This is a genomic window from Nocardia sp. NBC_01327 (assembly GCF_035958815.1).
Taxonomy (GTDB): domain Bacteria; phylum Actinomycetota; class Actinomycetes; order Mycobacteriales; family Mycobacteriaceae; genus Nocardia.
Genome location: NZ_CP108383.1, coordinates 8,902,884 through 8,919,380 on the forward strand (window position 1 = coordinate 8,902,884; position 16,497 = coordinate 8,919,380).

General features: G+C 67.7%; 16 protein-coding genes. 13 read left to right on the top strand and 3 right to left on the bottom strand.

All coding sequences use genetic code 11. The features are described 5' to 3' along the window. Window positions 1–34: 34 nt before the first annotated feature. Entirely contained in the window at window positions 35–862 is an 828-nt protein-coding gene (locus OG326_RS40735) for a siderophore-interacting protein (RefSeq protein WP_327142408.1), read from the top strand. Window positions 863–944: 82 nt separating this feature from the next. Here OG326_RS40735 and OG326_RS40740 read toward each other — a convergent pair whose 3' ends face one another. Beyond that, on the bottom strand, window positions 945–1,391 hold the full coding sequence (locus tag OG326_RS40740) for a DUF6918 family protein (RefSeq protein WP_327142409.1): 447 nt from the start codon (window positions 1,389–1,391) through the stop codon (window positions 945–947). A 319-nt stretch (window positions 1,392–1,710) separates the two neighbouring features. Here OG326_RS40740 and OG326_RS40745 point away from each other — a divergent pair, with 319 nt between their 5' ends. The 6 genes from OG326_RS40745 to menE all read left to right on the top strand — a co-directional run bounded on the left by OG326_RS40745 (window position 1,711) and on the right by menE (window position 6,331). Beyond that, window positions 1,711–2,604, top strand: a complete 894-nt coding sequence (locus OG326_RS40745) for a 1,4-dihydroxy-2-naphthoyl-CoA synthase (protein ID WP_327142410.1) — start codon at window positions 1,711–1,713, stop codon at window positions 2,602–2,604. A 79-nt stretch (window positions 2,605–2,683) separates the two neighbouring features. Beyond that, on the top strand, window positions 2,684–3,079 hold the full coding sequence (locus tag OG326_RS40750) for a VOC family protein (RefSeq protein ID WP_327142411.1): 396 nt from the start codon (window positions 2,684–2,686) through the stop codon (window positions 3,077–3,079). Window positions 3,080–3,228: 149 nt separating this feature from the next. Next, window positions 3,229–4,425: an inorganic phosphate transporter gene (locus tag OG326_RS40755; RefSeq protein ID WP_327142412.1), complete on the top strand. Its 1,197-nt coding sequence runs from the start codon at window positions 3,229–3,231 to the stop codon at window positions 4,423–4,425. Window positions 4,426–4,437: 12 nt separating this feature from the next. Next, on the top strand, window positions 4,438–4,707 hold the full coding sequence (locus tag OG326_RS40760) for a hypothetical protein (protein ID WP_327142413.1): 270 nt from the start codon (window positions 4,438–4,440) through the stop codon (window positions 4,705–4,707). A 25-nt stretch (window positions 4,708–4,732) separates the two neighbouring features. Beyond that, window positions 4,733–5,086 carry a DUF3349 domain-containing protein gene (locus tag OG326_RS40765; protein ID WP_297610249.1) on the top strand — a complete coding sequence of 118 codons (354 nt, stop codon included), beginning with the start codon at window positions 4,733–4,735 and terminating at the stop codon, window positions 5,084–5,086. A 108-nt stretch (window positions 5,087–5,194) separates the two neighbouring features. After that, window positions 5,195–6,331, top strand: coding sequence for an o-succinylbenzoate--CoA ligase (gene menE / locus OG326_RS40770; RefSeq protein ID WP_327146754.1), 1,137 nt, complete (start codon window positions 5,195–5,197; stop codon window positions 6,329–6,331). A gap of 156 nt (window positions 6,332–6,487) precedes the next feature. Here the strand turns inward: menE and OG326_RS40775 are convergent, their stop codons facing one another. Then, window positions 6,488–8,059 carry a hypothetical protein gene (locus OG326_RS40775; protein ID WP_327142414.1) on the bottom strand — a complete coding sequence of 524 codons (1,572 nt, stop codon included), beginning with the start codon at window positions 8,057–8,059 and terminating at the stop codon, window positions 6,488–6,490. 202 nt (window positions 8,060–8,261) lie between these two features. Between OG326_RS40775 and OG326_RS40780 the strand changes: the two genes are divergently transcribed. The 5 genes from OG326_RS40780 to OG326_RS40800 all read left to right on the top strand — a co-directional run bounded on the left by OG326_RS40780 (window position 8,262) and on the right by OG326_RS40800 (window position 12,310). Further along, a complete protein-coding gene (locus tag OG326_RS40780) occupies window positions 8,262–9,272 on the top strand; it encodes an ATP-binding cassette domain-containing protein (protein WP_327142415.1) in 1,011 nt (336 codons plus the stop codon). Next, window positions 9,269–10,111 (top strand): ABC transporter permease, encoded by an 843-nt coding sequence (locus OG326_RS40785; RefSeq protein ID WP_327142416.1) that lies wholly within the window; start codon window positions 9,269–9,271, stop codon window positions 10,109–10,111. The genes OG326_RS40780 and OG326_RS40785 overlap by 4 nt, the downstream gene beginning before the upstream one ends. Before the next feature lie 82 nt (window positions 10,112–10,193). Then, entirely contained in the window at window positions 10,194–10,598 is a 405-nt protein-coding gene (locus OG326_RS40790) for a hypothetical protein (RefSeq protein WP_327142417.1), read from the top strand. Window positions 10,599–10,718: 120 nt separating this feature from the next. Beyond that, window positions 10,719–11,417 (top strand): DsbA family protein, encoded by a 699-nt coding sequence (locus tag OG326_RS40795; protein WP_327142418.1) that lies wholly within the window; start codon window positions 10,719–10,721, stop codon window positions 11,415–11,417. After that, the gene (locus OG326_RS40800; RefSeq protein WP_327142419.1) at window positions 11,414–12,310 is read left to right on the top strand and encodes a cytochrome c biogenesis CcdA family protein; all 897 of its coding nucleotides are present in this window, start codon (window positions 11,414–11,416) and stop codon (window positions 12,308–12,310) included. Before OG326_RS40795 ends, OG326_RS40800 begins: the two co-directional genes overlap by 4 nt. Here OG326_RS40800 and OG326_RS40805 read toward each other — a convergent pair. Continuing rightward, on the bottom strand, window positions 12,281–15,850 hold the full coding sequence (locus OG326_RS40805) for an AfsR/SARP family transcriptional regulator (protein ID WP_327142420.1): 3,570 nt from the start codon (window positions 15,848–15,850) through the stop codon (window positions 12,281–12,283). The genes OG326_RS40800 and OG326_RS40805 overlap by 30 nt on opposite strands. Window positions 15,851–15,929: 79 nt before the next feature. On the opposite strand from OG326_RS40805, the gene OG326_RS40810 reads away from it, so the two are divergent. After that, a complete protein-coding gene (locus tag OG326_RS40810; RefSeq protein ID WP_327142421.1) occupies window positions 15,930–16,385 on the top strand; it encodes an SRPBCC family protein in 456 nt (151 codons plus the stop codon). Window positions 16,386–16,497: the final 112 nt, after the last annotated feature.

Below are 16,497 nucleotides of genomic sequence, written 5' to 3' on the forward strand. Positions count from 1 at the left end.
GTCTTATATACTTAGGGTTTGCTAACCTAAGCCCATGTCGAAGCGCCCCAAATACGTCAAACCCGAACACCGCGAAATCCTCACCGCGGAGGTACTGGCGAGCAAACGAATCAGCCCGAACTTCCAGCGTGTCACCCTCGGCGGCGACGGGCTCGCGGGCTTCACCGCCATGGGCTGGGACCAGTGGTTCCGGCTTTTCCTGCCGGGTCGCGACAACAGCCTGCGCCTGCCCACCTCCACCAGCAGCCTGGGCTGGTACGCGCAGTACCTCATGATGGGCAAGGAACACCGGCCGCTAGTGCGCAACTACACCGTGCGCGACTATCGCGCCGCCGGGTTCGGCGAATTCGGCAGCACCGCCGAGATCGATATCGACTTCTTCGTCCACGGTGACGACAGTCCGGCCGCCACCTGGTCCAACAGCACCACGCCCGGCGACAAGGCCGGAATGCTGGATGAGGGCATCACCTACCAGGCCCCGGATCACACCGACTGGTCTCTTCTGGTGGGTGACGAGAGCGCGCTGCCCGGCATCGCGGGCATTCTGCGCTCGGCGCCGCGCGGCCTGAAAGGCGCGGCGTACGTGGAGATCTCACACGCCGACGACGCCCAGGAGCTGGGCGAACCCGAAGGGGTGCGGGTGAACTGGCTGGTCCGCACGGACCCGCACGCCGAGGTCGGCACCTTGGCCGCGGAGGCGGTGCGGGCGGCGGAACTGCCCGCCAAGGGCGTCTACGCCTTCATCGCGGGCGAGCAGAAGCTGTGCGCCGGAGTCCGGCGATATCTGGCCCAGGACCGCGAAATCCCCAAGGCGGACATCACTTTCACCGGTTACTGGCGAGTAGGCAAGGCGGCGGGCTGAATTCGGGCCGCGGATGCCGAATTCGAGCCGACCGCGAATACCGTGTTCGCGGCCCTGTCAGGGCCGCGAACCGGTCATTTGATTAACCAGCGTGACGCTGGATGAGCGCACCGACACGCGGAAGCGCCTCGGCGACATGCTTCTTCGCCGAGTTACGCATCGAGTTGTAGACCTTGGTCAGCGCGGGACGCGACGACGCGGCAGCGCGCTCGTCGGTCACCGAGAGCAGTGCCTCGGAGACCTCGTCCTGCTTGGAGACCAGCAGGTCTGCGAACGACCCGGCGCCGGAAGCCTGGTACTGCGACCAGAACGGCTCGAGCTGCGCGACAAAACGGGGAATGAAGGATTCGAGGGCATCGCCGACAATTGTCGGGCTGACCTTCTTGACCGCGGCGTAGCCGCCCTTCACAGCGAGACCCGACGCGCCGCCCTTGTCCGACACCTCAGCATCCAGAACCTCTTTGGCGTCGACCAGGAAGGCCGGACGCTTGGCGTCATCGAGCAGGGATTCAGACAGTGCTGCAACCACTTTCAGGTTCCTCCGGATAGTTTTTCGATGAACGAGCGCATGGAACTATACGCACCGGCTTCTCGCCGCACACGAGGCCGATCCAGCTCGACTGCCAAAGCAGCAACTGCACTGTAAAGCCTCCGCAATCGATTGGCAGCGTTACGGATCCGCCTCTCCGATACTTCAAGCGACCACTTGGGAGCCCCACCGGTTGGCGTCGCGCGCTTGCGGTTACCTACCCGAGCAAGTTTCGGACGTACCCCAGGAGTTACCCCCGGCGGCACGAAATCAGTTGTCACCTCGCATACGACCTAGAGCAAGCGACTATGTTTTTTTCGTGACTTTCAACGAAGCGCTGTGGCAGCCCGTCCCGGGGTTCAAGGACCTGACCGACATCACGTATCACCGGCATGTCGAGCAGGGCACCGTTCGAATCGCCTTCGACCGGCCCGAGGTGCGCAATGCGTTCCGGCCGCACACCGTCGACGAGCTGTACCGGGCGCTCGACCACGCCCGTATGACCTCCGATGTGGGTGCGGTGCTGCTCACCGGCAACGGGCCGAGCGCCAAGGACGGCGGCTGGGCCTTCTGCTCCGGCGGGGATCAGCGCATTCGCGGGCGCAACGGGTATCAGTACGCCGAGGGCGAGACCGCGGACACCGTGGATCCGGCCCGGGCCGGACGCCTGCACATCCTCGAGGTGCAGCGGCTCATCCGCTTCATGCCCAAGGTCGTCATCGCGCTGGTCAACGGGTGGGCGGCGGGCGGCGGGCACAGCCTGCACGTCACCTGCGATCTCACCCTGGCCAGCCGTGAGCACGCCCGGTTCAAGCAGACCGATGCCGATGTGGGCAGCTTCGACGGCGGCTACGGCAGCGCCTACCTCGCGAAGATGGTGGGGCAGAAGCGCGCCCGCGAGATCTTCTTCCTGGGCCGGCCGTACACGGCCGAGGAGATGCACAAGATGGGCGCGGTCAACGAGGTCGTCGATCATGCCGAACTGGAGAATGTGGCGCTGGAGTGGACCGCGGAAATCCTCGGCAAGTCGCCGCAGGCGATTCGCATGCTCAAGTACGCGTTCAACCTCAGCGATGACGGACTGGTCGGCCAGCAGCTGTTCGCCGGTGAGGCCACCCGCCTGGCCTACATGACCGATGAGGCCGTCGAAGGCCGCGACTCCTTCCTGGAGAAGCGCGCCCCGGACTGGGCGCCGTACCCGTACTACTTCTGAAAACCCGAGGCCCCCACTCGCGAACGGGCACGATGGTGTTCCCCGCCGAGGTGCGGGGAGCGAAGCGGAGGCAGTGGACATGGAGATTCTCAGCAGTCGGTTGATCCTGCGGCCGGTGGATTACCAGCGCACGCTGGAGTTCTACCGGGATACGCTCGACCTGGCGATTGCCCGGGAGTATCCGGGCGGCACGGTGTTCTTCGCGGGGCAGTCGCTCATCGAGGTCGCGGGACACGGGCGCGGTGACGATGCGCCGGTGGGATTCGGGGGCGCGATCTGGCTGCAGGTGCGCGATTGCGGGGCGGCGTCGGTCCAATTGGCACTGTCGGGGGTGCCGATCGACAAGAAGCCGGAGCTGCAGCCGTGGGGGTTGATCGAGATGTGGGTGCGCGATCCGGACGGGGTGCCGATCGTGCTGGTCGAGGTGCCCGAGGATCATCCGATACGGCGGGACAGTCGTTCGCGGCCGAAATGATCGACACGCCACACCTTTCGGATCGGTGACACGCCGTGTACGGGTGTGTCGCTCACCATGCGCGCAACCCTTAGCACGTATGTAGCTGTGATCTTTTTCCGGGGGCGTCGGTTAACGCGGCGTTCACCGGATAGCGCAAACTGGACGCCGTGTCTGCCGAACTGCTCGTTCTGCTGATCGTTGTTCTCACAGCCTTGGCATTCGACTTCACCAACGGATTCCACGACACCGCGAACGCGATGGCGACCTCGATCGCGACCGGTGCGCTCCCGCCGCGTACTGCGGTACTTCTCTCCGGAGCGCTCAATCTGGTCGGTGCTTTCCTCAGCGTCGCGGTGGCCGCGACGGTCGCCGAGGGCATTGTCGACCTCTCCGAGGTGAGCGGTCCGGCACTGCTCGATATCGTCTTCGCCGGTCTGGTCGGCGGCATCCTGTGGAATCTGTTCACCTGGCTGCTGGGTTTGCCGTCGAGTTCCTCGCACGCGCTTTTCGGCGGGCTGATCGGCGCGACGATCGCGGCGCTCGGCTGGGACGGGGTGATCTGGTGCGCCGGCAACAAAGGTGTGCTGGCCAAGATCATCATCCCGGCGCTGGCCGCTCCCGTGGTCGCGGCGCTGGTCGCGGCGCTCGGCTCGTGGGCGGTGTATCGCATCACCCGCGGCAGCAACGAGAAGTCGGTGAATCGCGGATTCCGGTGGGGGCAGATCGGTTCCGCCTCACTGGTGTCGCTGGCCCACGGCACCAATGACGCGCAGAAGACCATGGGCATCATCTTCCTGGCGCTCATCGCGCACGGCTCCGCCAAGGCCAGCGATCCCCTGCCGCTGTGGGTGATCGTGTCCTGCGCGGTCGCCATCGCCGCGGGCACCTGCCTGGGCGGCTGGCGCATCATCCGCACCCTCGGCAAGGGTCTGGTCGATATCGCGCCGCCGCAGGGCTTCGCGGCCGAATCCACCAGTGCGGCGATCATTCTCACCTCGGCTCATTTCGGCCTGCCGCTGTCCACCACGCAGACCGTGACCGGGTCCATCCTGGGCTCCGGCCTCGGCAGGCCCGGCGCGGAGGTGCGCTGGGGCGTGCTGGGGCGCATGGTGGTGGCCTGGGTGCTCACGCTGCCGCTGGCCGGTGTGGTCGGCGCGCTCTGCTGGTGGCTGCTGCACGGCATCGGCGGAACCGCGGGTGTGCTGGTGGTATTCGCGCTGCTGATCGTGGTGGCCGGGGCAATCTGGATGCGCTCCAGGCAGACTGCCGTGAACTCGCACAATGTGAACGACGACTGGCAGGGCGAGACCGCCGTGGACGCACCGGCCCGCACCGATCACCACGCCGGCAACGGCATCGGATAGGAGAGCGACGCGATGCATACCTTCCTGTCCAATCTGACCGACCTGTGGCGGGTCACCGTGGCCGCCTTGGTGTTCGGCGCCGGACTGCCCATCGTCTTCGCGCTGGGCATCCGCTACCGCGCACAACTCGACGACGGCGCCACCGGATCCACCCGGACCGTGGCACTCACGGTCTCCACAGTCTGTTTCGCCGTGGTCATGATCGCGGTGGTCGCCGGTGTGCTGTTCATCGCACGCGGCTTCCTCGCCACCCGACTCGGAATTCATCTGCTCGGCGCCTGACGCCGCCGGATCGAAAGGCATGCTGGTGAGCACCCCCGAACCGCCGAACACCGACCCCACCCCCGCGCCGCAGCAGCGTTCCAATGTGCTGCAGAAGGTCCTGGACTGGCTCAAAGCCGGTTATCCACAGGGCATTCCGCAGTCCGATTACGTGGCGCTGCTGGCGGTGCTGCATCGCCGGCTCACCGACTACGAGGTGCATCTCGTGGTCGAGGATCTGGTGAGCGAGCGGGTGGCCACCGGAGAGATCGCACTCGCCGATATCGAGGCCGCCATCGCCCGAGTTGCCAAGGAGCAACCCGGCGAGGACGATATCGCTCGAGTGGCCTCCCGGCTGGCAGCCGGTGGATGGCCGCTGGCGACACCGACGTCCGACTGACAGCTCGACCGACCCCCATCGAACCCCGGCGGCGGACCCCCTAGGTGCGCAACCACCCCACGAGATGACACGATCGCGAACGTGAGCAATACCCTCCGCATTCTTCCCATGCCCACCGGCGCATCGGTAGGCGAAGTATTGCCGCATCTGCGCGAAGCCCTGGAAGGCACGGGGCCGACGTGGCTGCCGGTACCCACGGCCGATCGCCGCGAGGCGCAACGACTCAGCAGCAATCTGCGCCCCGGCGAAGAGATCGACGACGATGTGGCGCTGGTGGTCACCACCTCCGGCACCACCGGAATACCCAAGGGCGCCATGCTCTCCGCCTCGGCGTTGCGGGCCAGCGGGGACGCCACCCACGAGCGCCTCGGCGGACCGGGCCAGTGGCTGCTGGCGCTGCCCACCCATCACATCGCAGGCATCCAGGTGCTACTGCGCAGCATCCTTTCAGGTACCGAACCGGCCGTGCTCGATGTCACGGACGGATTCCTGCCCGAGGGACTGCCCGGCGCGATCGCGGGTATGCGCGGGCCGCGGCGGTACACCTCGCTGGTGCCCACACAGCTCATCAAGGCCCTCGACGAGCCCGCGGCGGCCGCGGCCCTCGCCGAGCTCGACGCGGTGCTCATCGGCGGCGCCGCCACCCCGAAGCCGGTGCTGGAGCGTGCTCGCGCCGCGGGCATCACGGTGTTCCGCACCTACGGCATGAGCGAAACCTGCGGCGGCTGCGTCTACGAGGGCATTCCGCTCAGTGGTACCGAGGTGCGCATCGAGGACGGCCGGGTACTGCTCGGCGGGGCCATGCTCGCGAAGGGCTACCGCAATCAGCCCGAGCATCCGGCCTTCGCCGAACCCGGCTGGTTCCGCACCGAGGACGCGGGCACCTTCGAGAACGGCGTGCTGAATATCTCCGGCCGCCTGGACGAGGCCATCATGACCGGCGGCCTGCTGGTACTCCCCCAGGTGGTCGAGGCCGTCCTCATCACGCACCCCGCCATTTCCGAATGCGTCGTGCTGGGCCTGCCCGACGCCCGTCTCGGCCAGCGCGTGGTCACCGCCATCGTCACCGCCCCCGGCGCCACCGCCCCCACCCTCGACGAACTCCGCGAACACGTGGTCGCCGAACTCGACGCCATCGCCGCCCCCCGCGAACTGGCTGTCCTGCAAGAACTCCCACTCCGCGGCCCCGGCAAGCCCGACCGCGCCAAACTCCGCGAACTCCTCCTCACCACCTCCCCCAACTGACCGGCCCCGCCGCCCGGGCTATCAGGCGTGCTCGGCCGTCCCCACGCCCTCGTCGATCCCGGCATGTTTTGTGGCCGGGATACACAGCAGCCGCACTGGATCCCAGCCGATGCGCACCGGACGACTGGGCGGACGGTCGATAGTGCGCGGGCCCCGTCAGGTAGTCGACGGGGCAGGCTGGGCGAACAGGGTGGGCAGGAGGTCTGTCAGCGCGGGCGGCGCAGCAGCCGCGAGCATCGGTGCGGCAGCGGCGATCTGCGACGATGCGGCTGCTACGAGGTCGGTGGGCAGAGCTGCTGCGAGGTCCGCGGGTAGTGCTCCGGCGAGTGCGGGCGGAATGCCGGCTGCGGTGAGTTGCTCACGCGCGCCGGCTGTTTGCGCTGTCTCGGTCACTTGCGCCGGGGCGGATTCCACGGTGTCCGCGATCGGCTTCCTTGCTACGTCGCCCTGCAGGCGCAGGGTGTTGTAGGCGTTGACGCCGGAGATGATGCCGACCGGGACGCCGATGGCGAGGCTGCCGATGGTGCCGCCCATGCTGCCGAGAATGGCTGCGCCGGTGAGGCAACCGCCCGCGAAGCCGGTGGCGGTGCCGGCCAGGGCCGCGGAGAAGGTGCCCGCGGTGCCCGCGCCGATACCGCCGGCGAGGCAGCCGATGGCGAGGCCGGTCGCGCCGCCGAGGACCGCGCCCAGGGCGACGGCCAGGCCGAATTGCGTTCCCACGGCGCTGTAGGCGTCGTTGATGTCCTTCTGCCGCTGCACGGGATCGGTCTGCGGCTTCGGACCGGGCGCGGGAGCGGCCTGATCGGGCTGACCCGACGGGTCGTCGACGAATCCGGTGATCGGCACGCTGCCGGGAGCCTTACACGTCGGATCGGGCAGATCCGCCGTGCGCAACGGCTTTCCGGCCGCCGCGGCCTGCAGGGCATCCGCACGCGAAGGCAGGTGTGAGATGGGCACCGTGCCGAGCGGGCAGGGCACGGCGGCATTGGGCCACAGGGCCATCGGCGAGCCGAGGGTCAGCGTATTGCCCATCACGTACCGGCCCTGGGCATCCAGCGCCTGAAAGTTGTTGAGCAGCTGCAACTGTCGCTCACCGCCGGGCCCCGGCTGGGTGGGGTCGGCTCCGGTCCCGGGCGCCTGCACGATGAGCGAGCCGATCGGCGTGGTCAGATAGGCCGACATATCGGTGAGATCGCCGGTGTAGACGACACCCTGCATGACTCCGACCGTCACCCGCGATATGCCCTCACGGACCGCCTGCTCATGCGGTGTCAGATCCGCCGTATTCCCCGGAAGCGGCGGCGGGATCTCGCGGCCGAAGGGCACATGGTGCAGCGTGCTGCGGTCCTCGCCGAGGATGAGATTCCCGGAGTGGTCGCGCAATTGGTAGTGGTTGTTGCCGATGATGCTCACCGCGACGTCCGGCCCGTAGATGGTGGACAGCCGCCTATAGGCATTGCTGCGCAGGTAGACATCCCCCGCCAGATCCATATCGTTCTCCCCGCACAGCGGATCGCGCGGCGGGATCGGACCCAGCGGATCGTCGACGTCCGGCAGCGGCGGGCAGCTGAGCAGCAGCTGATCCGAGCCCGGCGCATCCGAATGCGTGGCGGCCGGCTGCCCGTCCTGCGCGTCCAGCTCGAGCGGCGCGGCATGCGCGGAGACTGCGGTGACCACCGCGGTGAGCGCGGTCAAAGCCGCGGTCAGGGTGACGGAGACGACTCTCAACGGAACCTCGCAATCCATGACGCGCGGAACGTACCGGGGCGAACTGGCGAGAGAGCAAAAGAGCTGGACGACAGGCTAACAAGCCCCGGCGCGATTCCCGGGGAGCCCGACGCCGACCGTCGTGGCATGGGCGGCCCGCCTTGCGCGCCCATGCAAGAGCGATGCATGGGGCGTGTAAGACCCGGTCTGCAGAGTGTGGGTCATGACTTCTTACACACCTGCTGAGGCACTCGCCATCGAGGCGGAGGGGCTGGTCAAGGTCTTCGGGGAGCAGCGGGCTGTCGACGGCGTGAGCCTGGCGGTTCCGCGGGGCGCGGTGTACGGCGTGCTCGGCCCCAACGGAGCCGGTAAGACCACCACCATCCGCATGCTCGCCACCCTGATGAAGCCCGACGCCGGCAGCGCCCGCATCTTCGGCCGCGACGTCCTGACCGAACCCAATGCGGTCCGCAAACTGGTCGGCGTGACCGGACAGTACGCGTCCGTCGACGAAAAGCTCACCGCCACAGAGAATCTGGTGATCTTCTCGCGCCTGCTCGGCCTGTCCAAGGCCGACGCCCGGCGCAAGTCGGCCGAGCTCCTGGAGGAGTTCGGGCTGGAGGAGGCCGCGAACAAGGCCCTGGAGAATTTCTCCGGCGGTATGCGGCGCCGGCTCGATCTGGCCGCCAGCCTGATCGCGGCCCCACCGCTGCTGTTCCTGGACGAGCCGACCACCGGTCTGGACCCGCGCACCCGCGCCCAGATGTGGGAGACCATCCGCCGCCTGGTCCGCGAGGGCTCGACGGTGCTGCTCACCACCCAGTACCTGGACGAGGCCGATCAGCTGGCCGACCGGATCGCGGTCATCGACCGCGGCAGGGTCATCGCCGACGGCACCTCCGATGAACTGAAGGGCTCGGTCGGCCTGTCCGCACTGCAGCTCACCCTGGGCGACCGCGACCGTATCGAAGAGGCCCGCACCGTGGTCTCGGAGTACCTCTCCCGCGCCGCGGGCAAGCCGGTCGAGGCCGCCATCAGCCCCGAGGCGGGCCGCATCACGGCTCCGCTGCCCGATCCCAGCGTCACCACCGACATTCTGATCCGCTTGCGCGAGCACGACATTCGCGTCGAAGAGATCAATGTCAGCAAGCCCAGCCTGGACGAGGTGTTCTTCGCACTCACCGGCCACGGCGCCGAAGACGAGACCAACGATTCCGAAAAGAGCGCGGCATGACCACCACCATCCCGGCTCCGGCGCGGCGGCACGCGGCGGTAGCCCCGGCCCCCATACCGGATGTCAGCAATCACATCAGCCTCAAGCAGACCGCGGCGAATTCGCTCACCATGGCGTACCGCGGCCTCCTCAAGATCAAGCACAATCCGGAGCAGCTGTTCGACGTCACCGTTCAGCCGATCCTGTTCACCGCGCTGTTCGCCTATATCTTCGGCGGTTCCATCGGCGGCAGCGTCTCGGCCTACCTGCCCATCCTGATCCCCGGCATCCTGGTGCAGACCGTGGTGCTGAGCTCGGTCACCACCGGCACCCAGTTGCGCGAGGATATGGACAAGGGCGTCTTCGACCGCTTCAAATCCCTTCCCATCGCCCGTATTTCGGCGCTGGCCGGAGCGCTGCTCGCCGATATGGTGCGGTACGGCCTGGCCTCGGTACTGACCGTCGTGGTCGGCATCTGCATCGGTTACCGCCCCGACGGCGGTCTGGCCGGTGTGCTGGGCGCCATGCTGGTGGTCGTGTTCTGCTCCTTCGCGGTCAGCTGGGTCTGGGCGCTGGTCGGTGTGACCGGTAAGAGCGCCGCCGCCGTGCAGGGCATCTCCATGATGATCATGTTCCCGCTGACCTTCATGTCCGGCGCGTTCTCCCCCGTCGAGAAGATGCCGGGCTGGCTGCAGGGCATCGACAAGGCGAACCCGGTCTACTACATGGTCAGTGCGGCACGTGACCTGATGAACGGCACCGGCGTCACCGCCAATCTGGGCTGGTCGCTCATCGGCGCCGTCGTCATGATCGCCATCTTCGCCCCGCTCACACTGCGCGCGTACATGCGCCACGCCTGAGTCGAATATCCGCGCAATGCCCGTCCACCCTGGTGGGCGGGCATTCCGCATGGGAGGAAGTCGGCCTGTTATGGTCGGGGCAGTGAATTCCCACCGCGCCCCGCACAGCCGAAAGCCTTTTCGGCTGTCCTGCGCTGTACTGCTGGCGGGTCTTTTCGCAATAGCCGGGATGGTCGCCGCGGTAGCGGAATGGGGTTCGGCGCAACAGGTCTCATATGCCGCGGCATCGGTGCAGGCGGATAAGCCGCCGGTGCAGACCGCCGCGGACAATACGGTTCCCGTCTGCGGTAAACACGACAGTCCGAGCTCGGACCCGATGGGACAGCTCGCCGCACCACCCCGCTCCGCCGGAGATCAGCTGGTCCCAGCCGGTCTCGGGACGATTCCGCAATTCTCTGCCACACAGTGGCTTTCGTTCGACATTCGGCCGCGAGCGCCCGCCCTGCCGGTGGCAGCTCCTCATCTGACGACTGTGCTGATCATTTAGGACATTCGGCGTACAGCCATGTCCTGAAGCACTTTTCCGTCGACCCGGACCTTGCCGTCCAGGAGTATTCGCATGCCCAAAAACAGCCGAAATAGCGCCAGAAATAACAGTAGGAAGTTCTTGGCCGGACTCGCCGCTACCGCCGCGGTGGGCTTGCTTGCCATTGCCGCTTTCCACATGATCAGCGGCGGCAAGAAATCCGATACGACAGCGGCACAGAATGCCCAGGTCAATCCGCTCTATGCCGAACTCGCCAAGCTGGCTCGGCGGGATGCGCAGGATCCGCTCGCCCTGGGCCGTACCGACGCACCGGTGGTGCTGATCGAGTACTCCGACTTCCAGTGCTCGTTCTGCCGCACCTTCGGGCGCACCATCGAACCCCAGCTCATCTCGAAGTACGTCGAGAAGGGCGTACTGCGGATCGAATGGCGCAACTTCCCGATCTTCGGCCAGGAATCGGAGAACGCGGCCCGCGCCGCCTGGGCCGCCGCGCAGCAGGGCCGGTTCTGGGAATTCCACAACACCTTGCAGGCCAAGGCCCCTGAGAAGAAGAACACCGGCGCACTGACCCCGGATCACCTGGCCGAGCTGGCGCAGGAGGCGGGCGTCGCGAATATCGCGAAGTTCCGTGCCGACCAGGAATCCCCCGCCGCCGCCACCGCCGTGCGCCAGGATGCCGGTGAGGCGTACTCGCTCGGCGCGTCCTCGACGCCGACCTTCCTGATCAACGGCCGCCCGATTCTCGGCGCACAGCCGATCGAGCAGTTCGAGGCGGTCATCGAGGCGGCTCGTGCCGCTGCCCCGGAGCATGCGGAATGAGCGGCACCGTAGGCTTTTTCGCGGCTTTCCTGGGCGGTCTGCTGGCGCTGGTGAGTCCGTGCAGCGCGCTGCTGCTGCCCAGTTTCTTCGCGTACTCGTTCGATTCGCAGGGCCGACTGCTGGCCCGCACCACGGCGTTCTATCTCGGCCTGGCCACCACCTTGGTACCGCTGGGCATTGCGGGATCCTTTGCGGGACGGCTGTTCTCGGAGCACAGGGATCTGCTCATCACCGTCGGCGGCACTGTCATCATCGCCCTCGGAATACTCCAGATCCTCGGCCGCGGTTTCTCTTTCGGCTTCGCGCAGCGCGCCGCCGCCCGGCAGGGACGACCGGAGAAATCCGGCGCCGTCTACCTGCTCGGCCTGGTCTACGGCCTGGCAGGGTTCTGCGCCGGGCCGATTCTCGGCTCCATCCTCGCGGTCGCCGCGGTCGGCGGCTCCCCCCTCCAGGGTGGTCTGCTGCTGGCGGTCTACGCACTAGGCATGGCGGCGCCACTGTTCGTACTGGCCTCGGTATGGGACAGATTCGACCTGAGTCAGCGAAAGTGGTTGCGCGGCAGCTCCTTCAGTGTCGGCAAGCTGGAACTGCACACCACCTCGCTGATATCCGGCCTGTTCTTCATCCTGCTCGGCGCGCTGTTCCTGCTCTTCGACGGCGCCTCGGCGCTGCCGGGACTGCTGGGCGCGGACACCGAATTCCACTTGGAGACAATGGTTCAGCGATTCGGTGCGGCCGTATCGGATACGACGGTGCTGTTGGTTCTGGGCGCGGCGGGCCTGGCGATGCTGGCATGGCGACTACTGCGTACCGGCGGCGACGAACAGGAAGCCGCGCAGGCACCGACCGTATTACGTTCGGACTCAGCTCTTTCCGGCGATCCGGCCGAGTAGGAGCAGGATCCGCGCCGCCGCCGAACGCCGATTGATGGATGCGGCGGCGGACCGCGCCGCCGCGAGGCGGTCGGCCCCGATCGACTCGCGGTGCAGGTCCACATGGCGCTGCCAGTACATGGACGGATAGTCCTGGCGGGCAAACACTCTCGGAGCCAGCATCAGCAATTCCAGCGCGGTCTCCACCTCGGCGCCGGTGGCGATCAGATAGCTGCCCACCGCGTTCGCGACCGCGCCGATTTGCGGTAGATCCCAGAAACTCCCCAGCCGGGTGTGCGCGAGTTCGGCCAGCTGAGCGAATACCTCGTGCACCTCGCCCGGGCGGCCCCACAGCACATGGGCGTCCACCACGGCTGCCGCCGTCATGACATCGCCGGGTCCCGGTGCGGAGGCCCCGCTCGGCCACGCCAGAATCGCGAGCGTCTGGCGGAAGCGGCGGAGTCCGGTGTCGATATCTCCCTCGGCCAGTTCGACTTCGGCCAGCGCGGCCGATACATTGGCGCGCCGGTGGTTGGGCGAGGAAAGAATCTGTTCGGCGGTGGGGTCGATGCCGGCGACGGCCAGCAGGGGATCCAATTCGCGGCGCGCCTGGTCGACCTTTCCGGCGCCCACCAGCGAGCATGCGAGCAGACTCCGGATCTCCACGGACTCGTCGTACGCCCGCAATCGGACGAGCAGCTCGGCGGCCCGCCGGTAGTAGTCGACCGATTCGCCGTAGCGCGCGGACTGCCCGTACATGCCACCGAGGTGCTGGCACACCATGGACAAACCCCACAGGTCCTCGGAAATGCCGGAAGCCAAGGCCTGCACCGCATCCCGGATGGAGCCGTACACATCGCCGGTGTTCTCGCGCAGGTTCGCCCGCGCCAGCAGCGCGGCGACCCTGGTCCGCGGATCCTCGGAGCGGGTGCCCTCGTCGAGCATGCGGGCCAACTGCCAGGTGTTGGACGGAACGGCCACGATTTCGCCGAGAAAGCGGAACACCGCGGTCAGCGATCCGGTGCGCAACATCCGCCGAATCCGGGTGCGCACCCGCGCCCCGTCACGCGATCCGGTGCCCACGAACATCACGTGCAGGCCGAGCATGAGCTGACCGAACATCTGCAGATCGGCTTCGGTCGAGGTCAGCGGCCCCTGCCGCAGCGGCGTCGCCAGAATGCGCGGAGACCAGCTCACCAATTCCAGATGTGCGCCACGCATGACCCACAGCATGGCCATCACCGGATAGACCGCGTGCACGGTGGGGAGATCCCGCCGGTCGATCGCATAGCGCAGCACCGCGACCAGATTGTCGAGCTCGGCGGCGACACCCAGCACCAGCGACACCTGATCGGCATCACCGTAACGGCACGCCACGCCGAGCGTGAATTCCCTTGCCCAGCTGCTCATCCGGTCCATGACCAGATCGGCTTCCCCGGCCGCCACGAGCTGTTCCTCGCCGAATTCCCGGACGGTTTCCAGCATTCGGTAGCGAGTCACGTCGTATTCGGCGTCGTCGGACTCCAGCACGGTGAGTAGGGACTGGCCCACCAGACCGTCGATGGCCGCTGCGGCATCGACGATTTCGGGACCCGAGATCACACTCTCGGCGGCCGACAGCGTGAACCCGTCCGGGAACCGGCACAGTCGGCGCAGCGCCGTGCGCTGCTCCCCGTCCAGCAGGTTCCAGCTCCACTCGATGACCGCGTGCAGGGTGCGATGCCGCTGCGGGGAACTGCGATCTCCGCTGCGCAGCAGGGTGAATCGGTGATCGAGCCGCGATTCGATCTCCTCGACGCTCATGGTCCTGGTCCGCGCGGCGGCGAGCTCGATGGCCAGGGGCAAGCCGTCCAGCATGGTGCACAGTCGTGCCACCACGTCGGGATCCAGCCGCACCGTGGGCCGCACCGCTCGCGCCCGCGCCATGAACAGATCGGTGGCCGGGGAACCGTGTGCGTCGATCAGCAACGGCGGCAAGGGATATACGGTCTCGGCCGTGATCTCCAGGGGCGCCCGGCTGGTGGTGAGCACGGTCAGCTGGTCGCTGGCCCCGACGAAATCGGCCACCAGCTCCGCGACCGCATCGATCAGATGTTCACAATTGTCGAGAATGAGCAGTATCGGCCGCGCACTCAGCGCCTCCCGCAGCCGCTGCCGCAGATCCCGGTTCCGCACTGTCCGAAGCACATTGCTGTCCCGGCTGAATTCACCGACGCCGAGCGTCGCCGCAATGGTCGCCTCGATCTCCAGCCGCGTCTCCGCATCCCCCTCCGCATCGGCCCGCAGCGAGGCCAATTCGATCAGCGCGACGGTCCGCTCGTGCGCCACCCGCGCACCCAGCTCGTTCGCCACCCGGGTCTTCCCGGTCCCTCCCGGCCCGAGCACGGTGGTAACCCGTGAACTGCGCAACAACCGTTCCAGCGCATCGATATCCGCCTCCCGCCCCAGCAGCGGATTCGGCGCCGCCCGCAACCCGATCGCCGACCCGGCCGGCTCGTACTCCGCCCCGACCGCATGCTGCGCCGCCGAAACCATGCGCAATGCCTGCGCCGAACCCCCTCTGCCACCGGATCCACCGGCACCCGAAACAGCTTGCCCCGCACCGAATTCGGACCACGGATGTCCGGATTCCCCATCCTCGAACTGCGCGGAACTCGCATCCGAACGACCCTGTCCCGGAGGGTGATTCGGTCCGGCGGTGGCGTTCGGCGCCGCGGTGCGAGCGCCGGGCAGCGGTTCACCGCGCAGCAGTGCGGTATTGAGTGCGACGAGCACGGGCCCCGGATCGGCGCCGAGCTGGTCCACCAGCCGGGTGCGCAGTGAGGCGAAGACGTCCAGTGCCTCGTTGGTGCGTCCGGCGGCGGCGAGCAGTCGCATGAGGGTCGCGTGGGCGGGTTCGTCGAAGGGTTCCGCGGCCGCCGCGCCGCGAGCCAGTTCCAGTGCACCCGGAAGATCGCCGACCGCTTCGCGAACAGACAGTTCGAGCACGTCCAACGACTGACGGCGGGCGGCCGCCAGACCGGCGAGCTCATCGGCGACCGGGCCGGAGGGCAGGTCGGCGGCCGGATCGCCGCGCCAGAGGGTGCGGGCGGCGGCGATCAGGGCCAGACAGCGGGGGCCGTCGCCGGCGGTATGTGCTTGGCGCGCCTGGGTTTCCAGGTGCTGGGCCAGCGTCAGATCGACCTGATCGGGGGCCAGGACCAGTCGGTATCCGGCGGGACCGATCTCCAGCGCGCCCTCGGGCAGTGCGGAGCGCAGCCGGGAGACCTGGGTGTGCAGGGCATTCATCGGGGCGCGCGGGGGGTCCTCGCCCCAGACATCCTCGATGAGCGCCTGCGCGCTGCGGCTGCGTCCGGGGTGAGTCGCCAGGGCGGCCACGAGCAGCCGGGCACGTGCGCCGGGTACCGGTGCGAGCGCGCTGGGCGCGCTACCGGGCGCCACGGCCCGGGCACCATCGCGCCGCAGCGCGACCTCGCCCAGCAGGGCTACCAGAACCGTGTCGCCTGCGGATACCAGCCGGGTGGTCCCGGCACTGCTAGAACTGCCTGTTTGCGAAAACATTCCTCGTCAATCCTAGGTGAGCGACACCGGGGGTGCCGGATTCGCCGGATCCGTCGGTGCGGTCGCCTACGCTCGGCCCATGAGCGAATTCGACATCCACCGGGAAACGGTCATCAAGGCCGATCCCGGGCAGATCCAGGCGCTCGTCGACGACTTCCACCAGTGGCAGCGCTGGTCGCCGTGGGAGAACGTGGATCCGGCCATGGAACGCACCTACAGCGGGGCCGATCGGGGCATCGGCGCCCGGTACTTCTGGAGTGGAAACCGTAAGGCCGGCCGCGGCAATATGGAGATCACCTCCGCCACGACCGATGCCATCGGCATCCGGTTGAATTTCGAGAAGCCCATCAAGAACACCAATCAGGTCACCTTCGAATTCCGCCCGCAGCCCGAGGGCACCGCTGTCACCTGGCGGATGACCGGCGAGCGCACCGGAGCGATGGCGCTCATGGCCAAGCTTCTCCCGATGGACCGCATGCTGGCAAAGGATTTCGACAGGGGCCTGGCCCAGCTGAAGGCCGCCGCCGAATCCTGACGGCATCCCCCGCGCCCGAAACGGCATCCGCCGCACCGCCCGAACCCTCGGCCGCACCCGCCCGAACCGTCCGCCGGACAGCCTGAACAGGGCCGCATCCGGCATTCCCAGG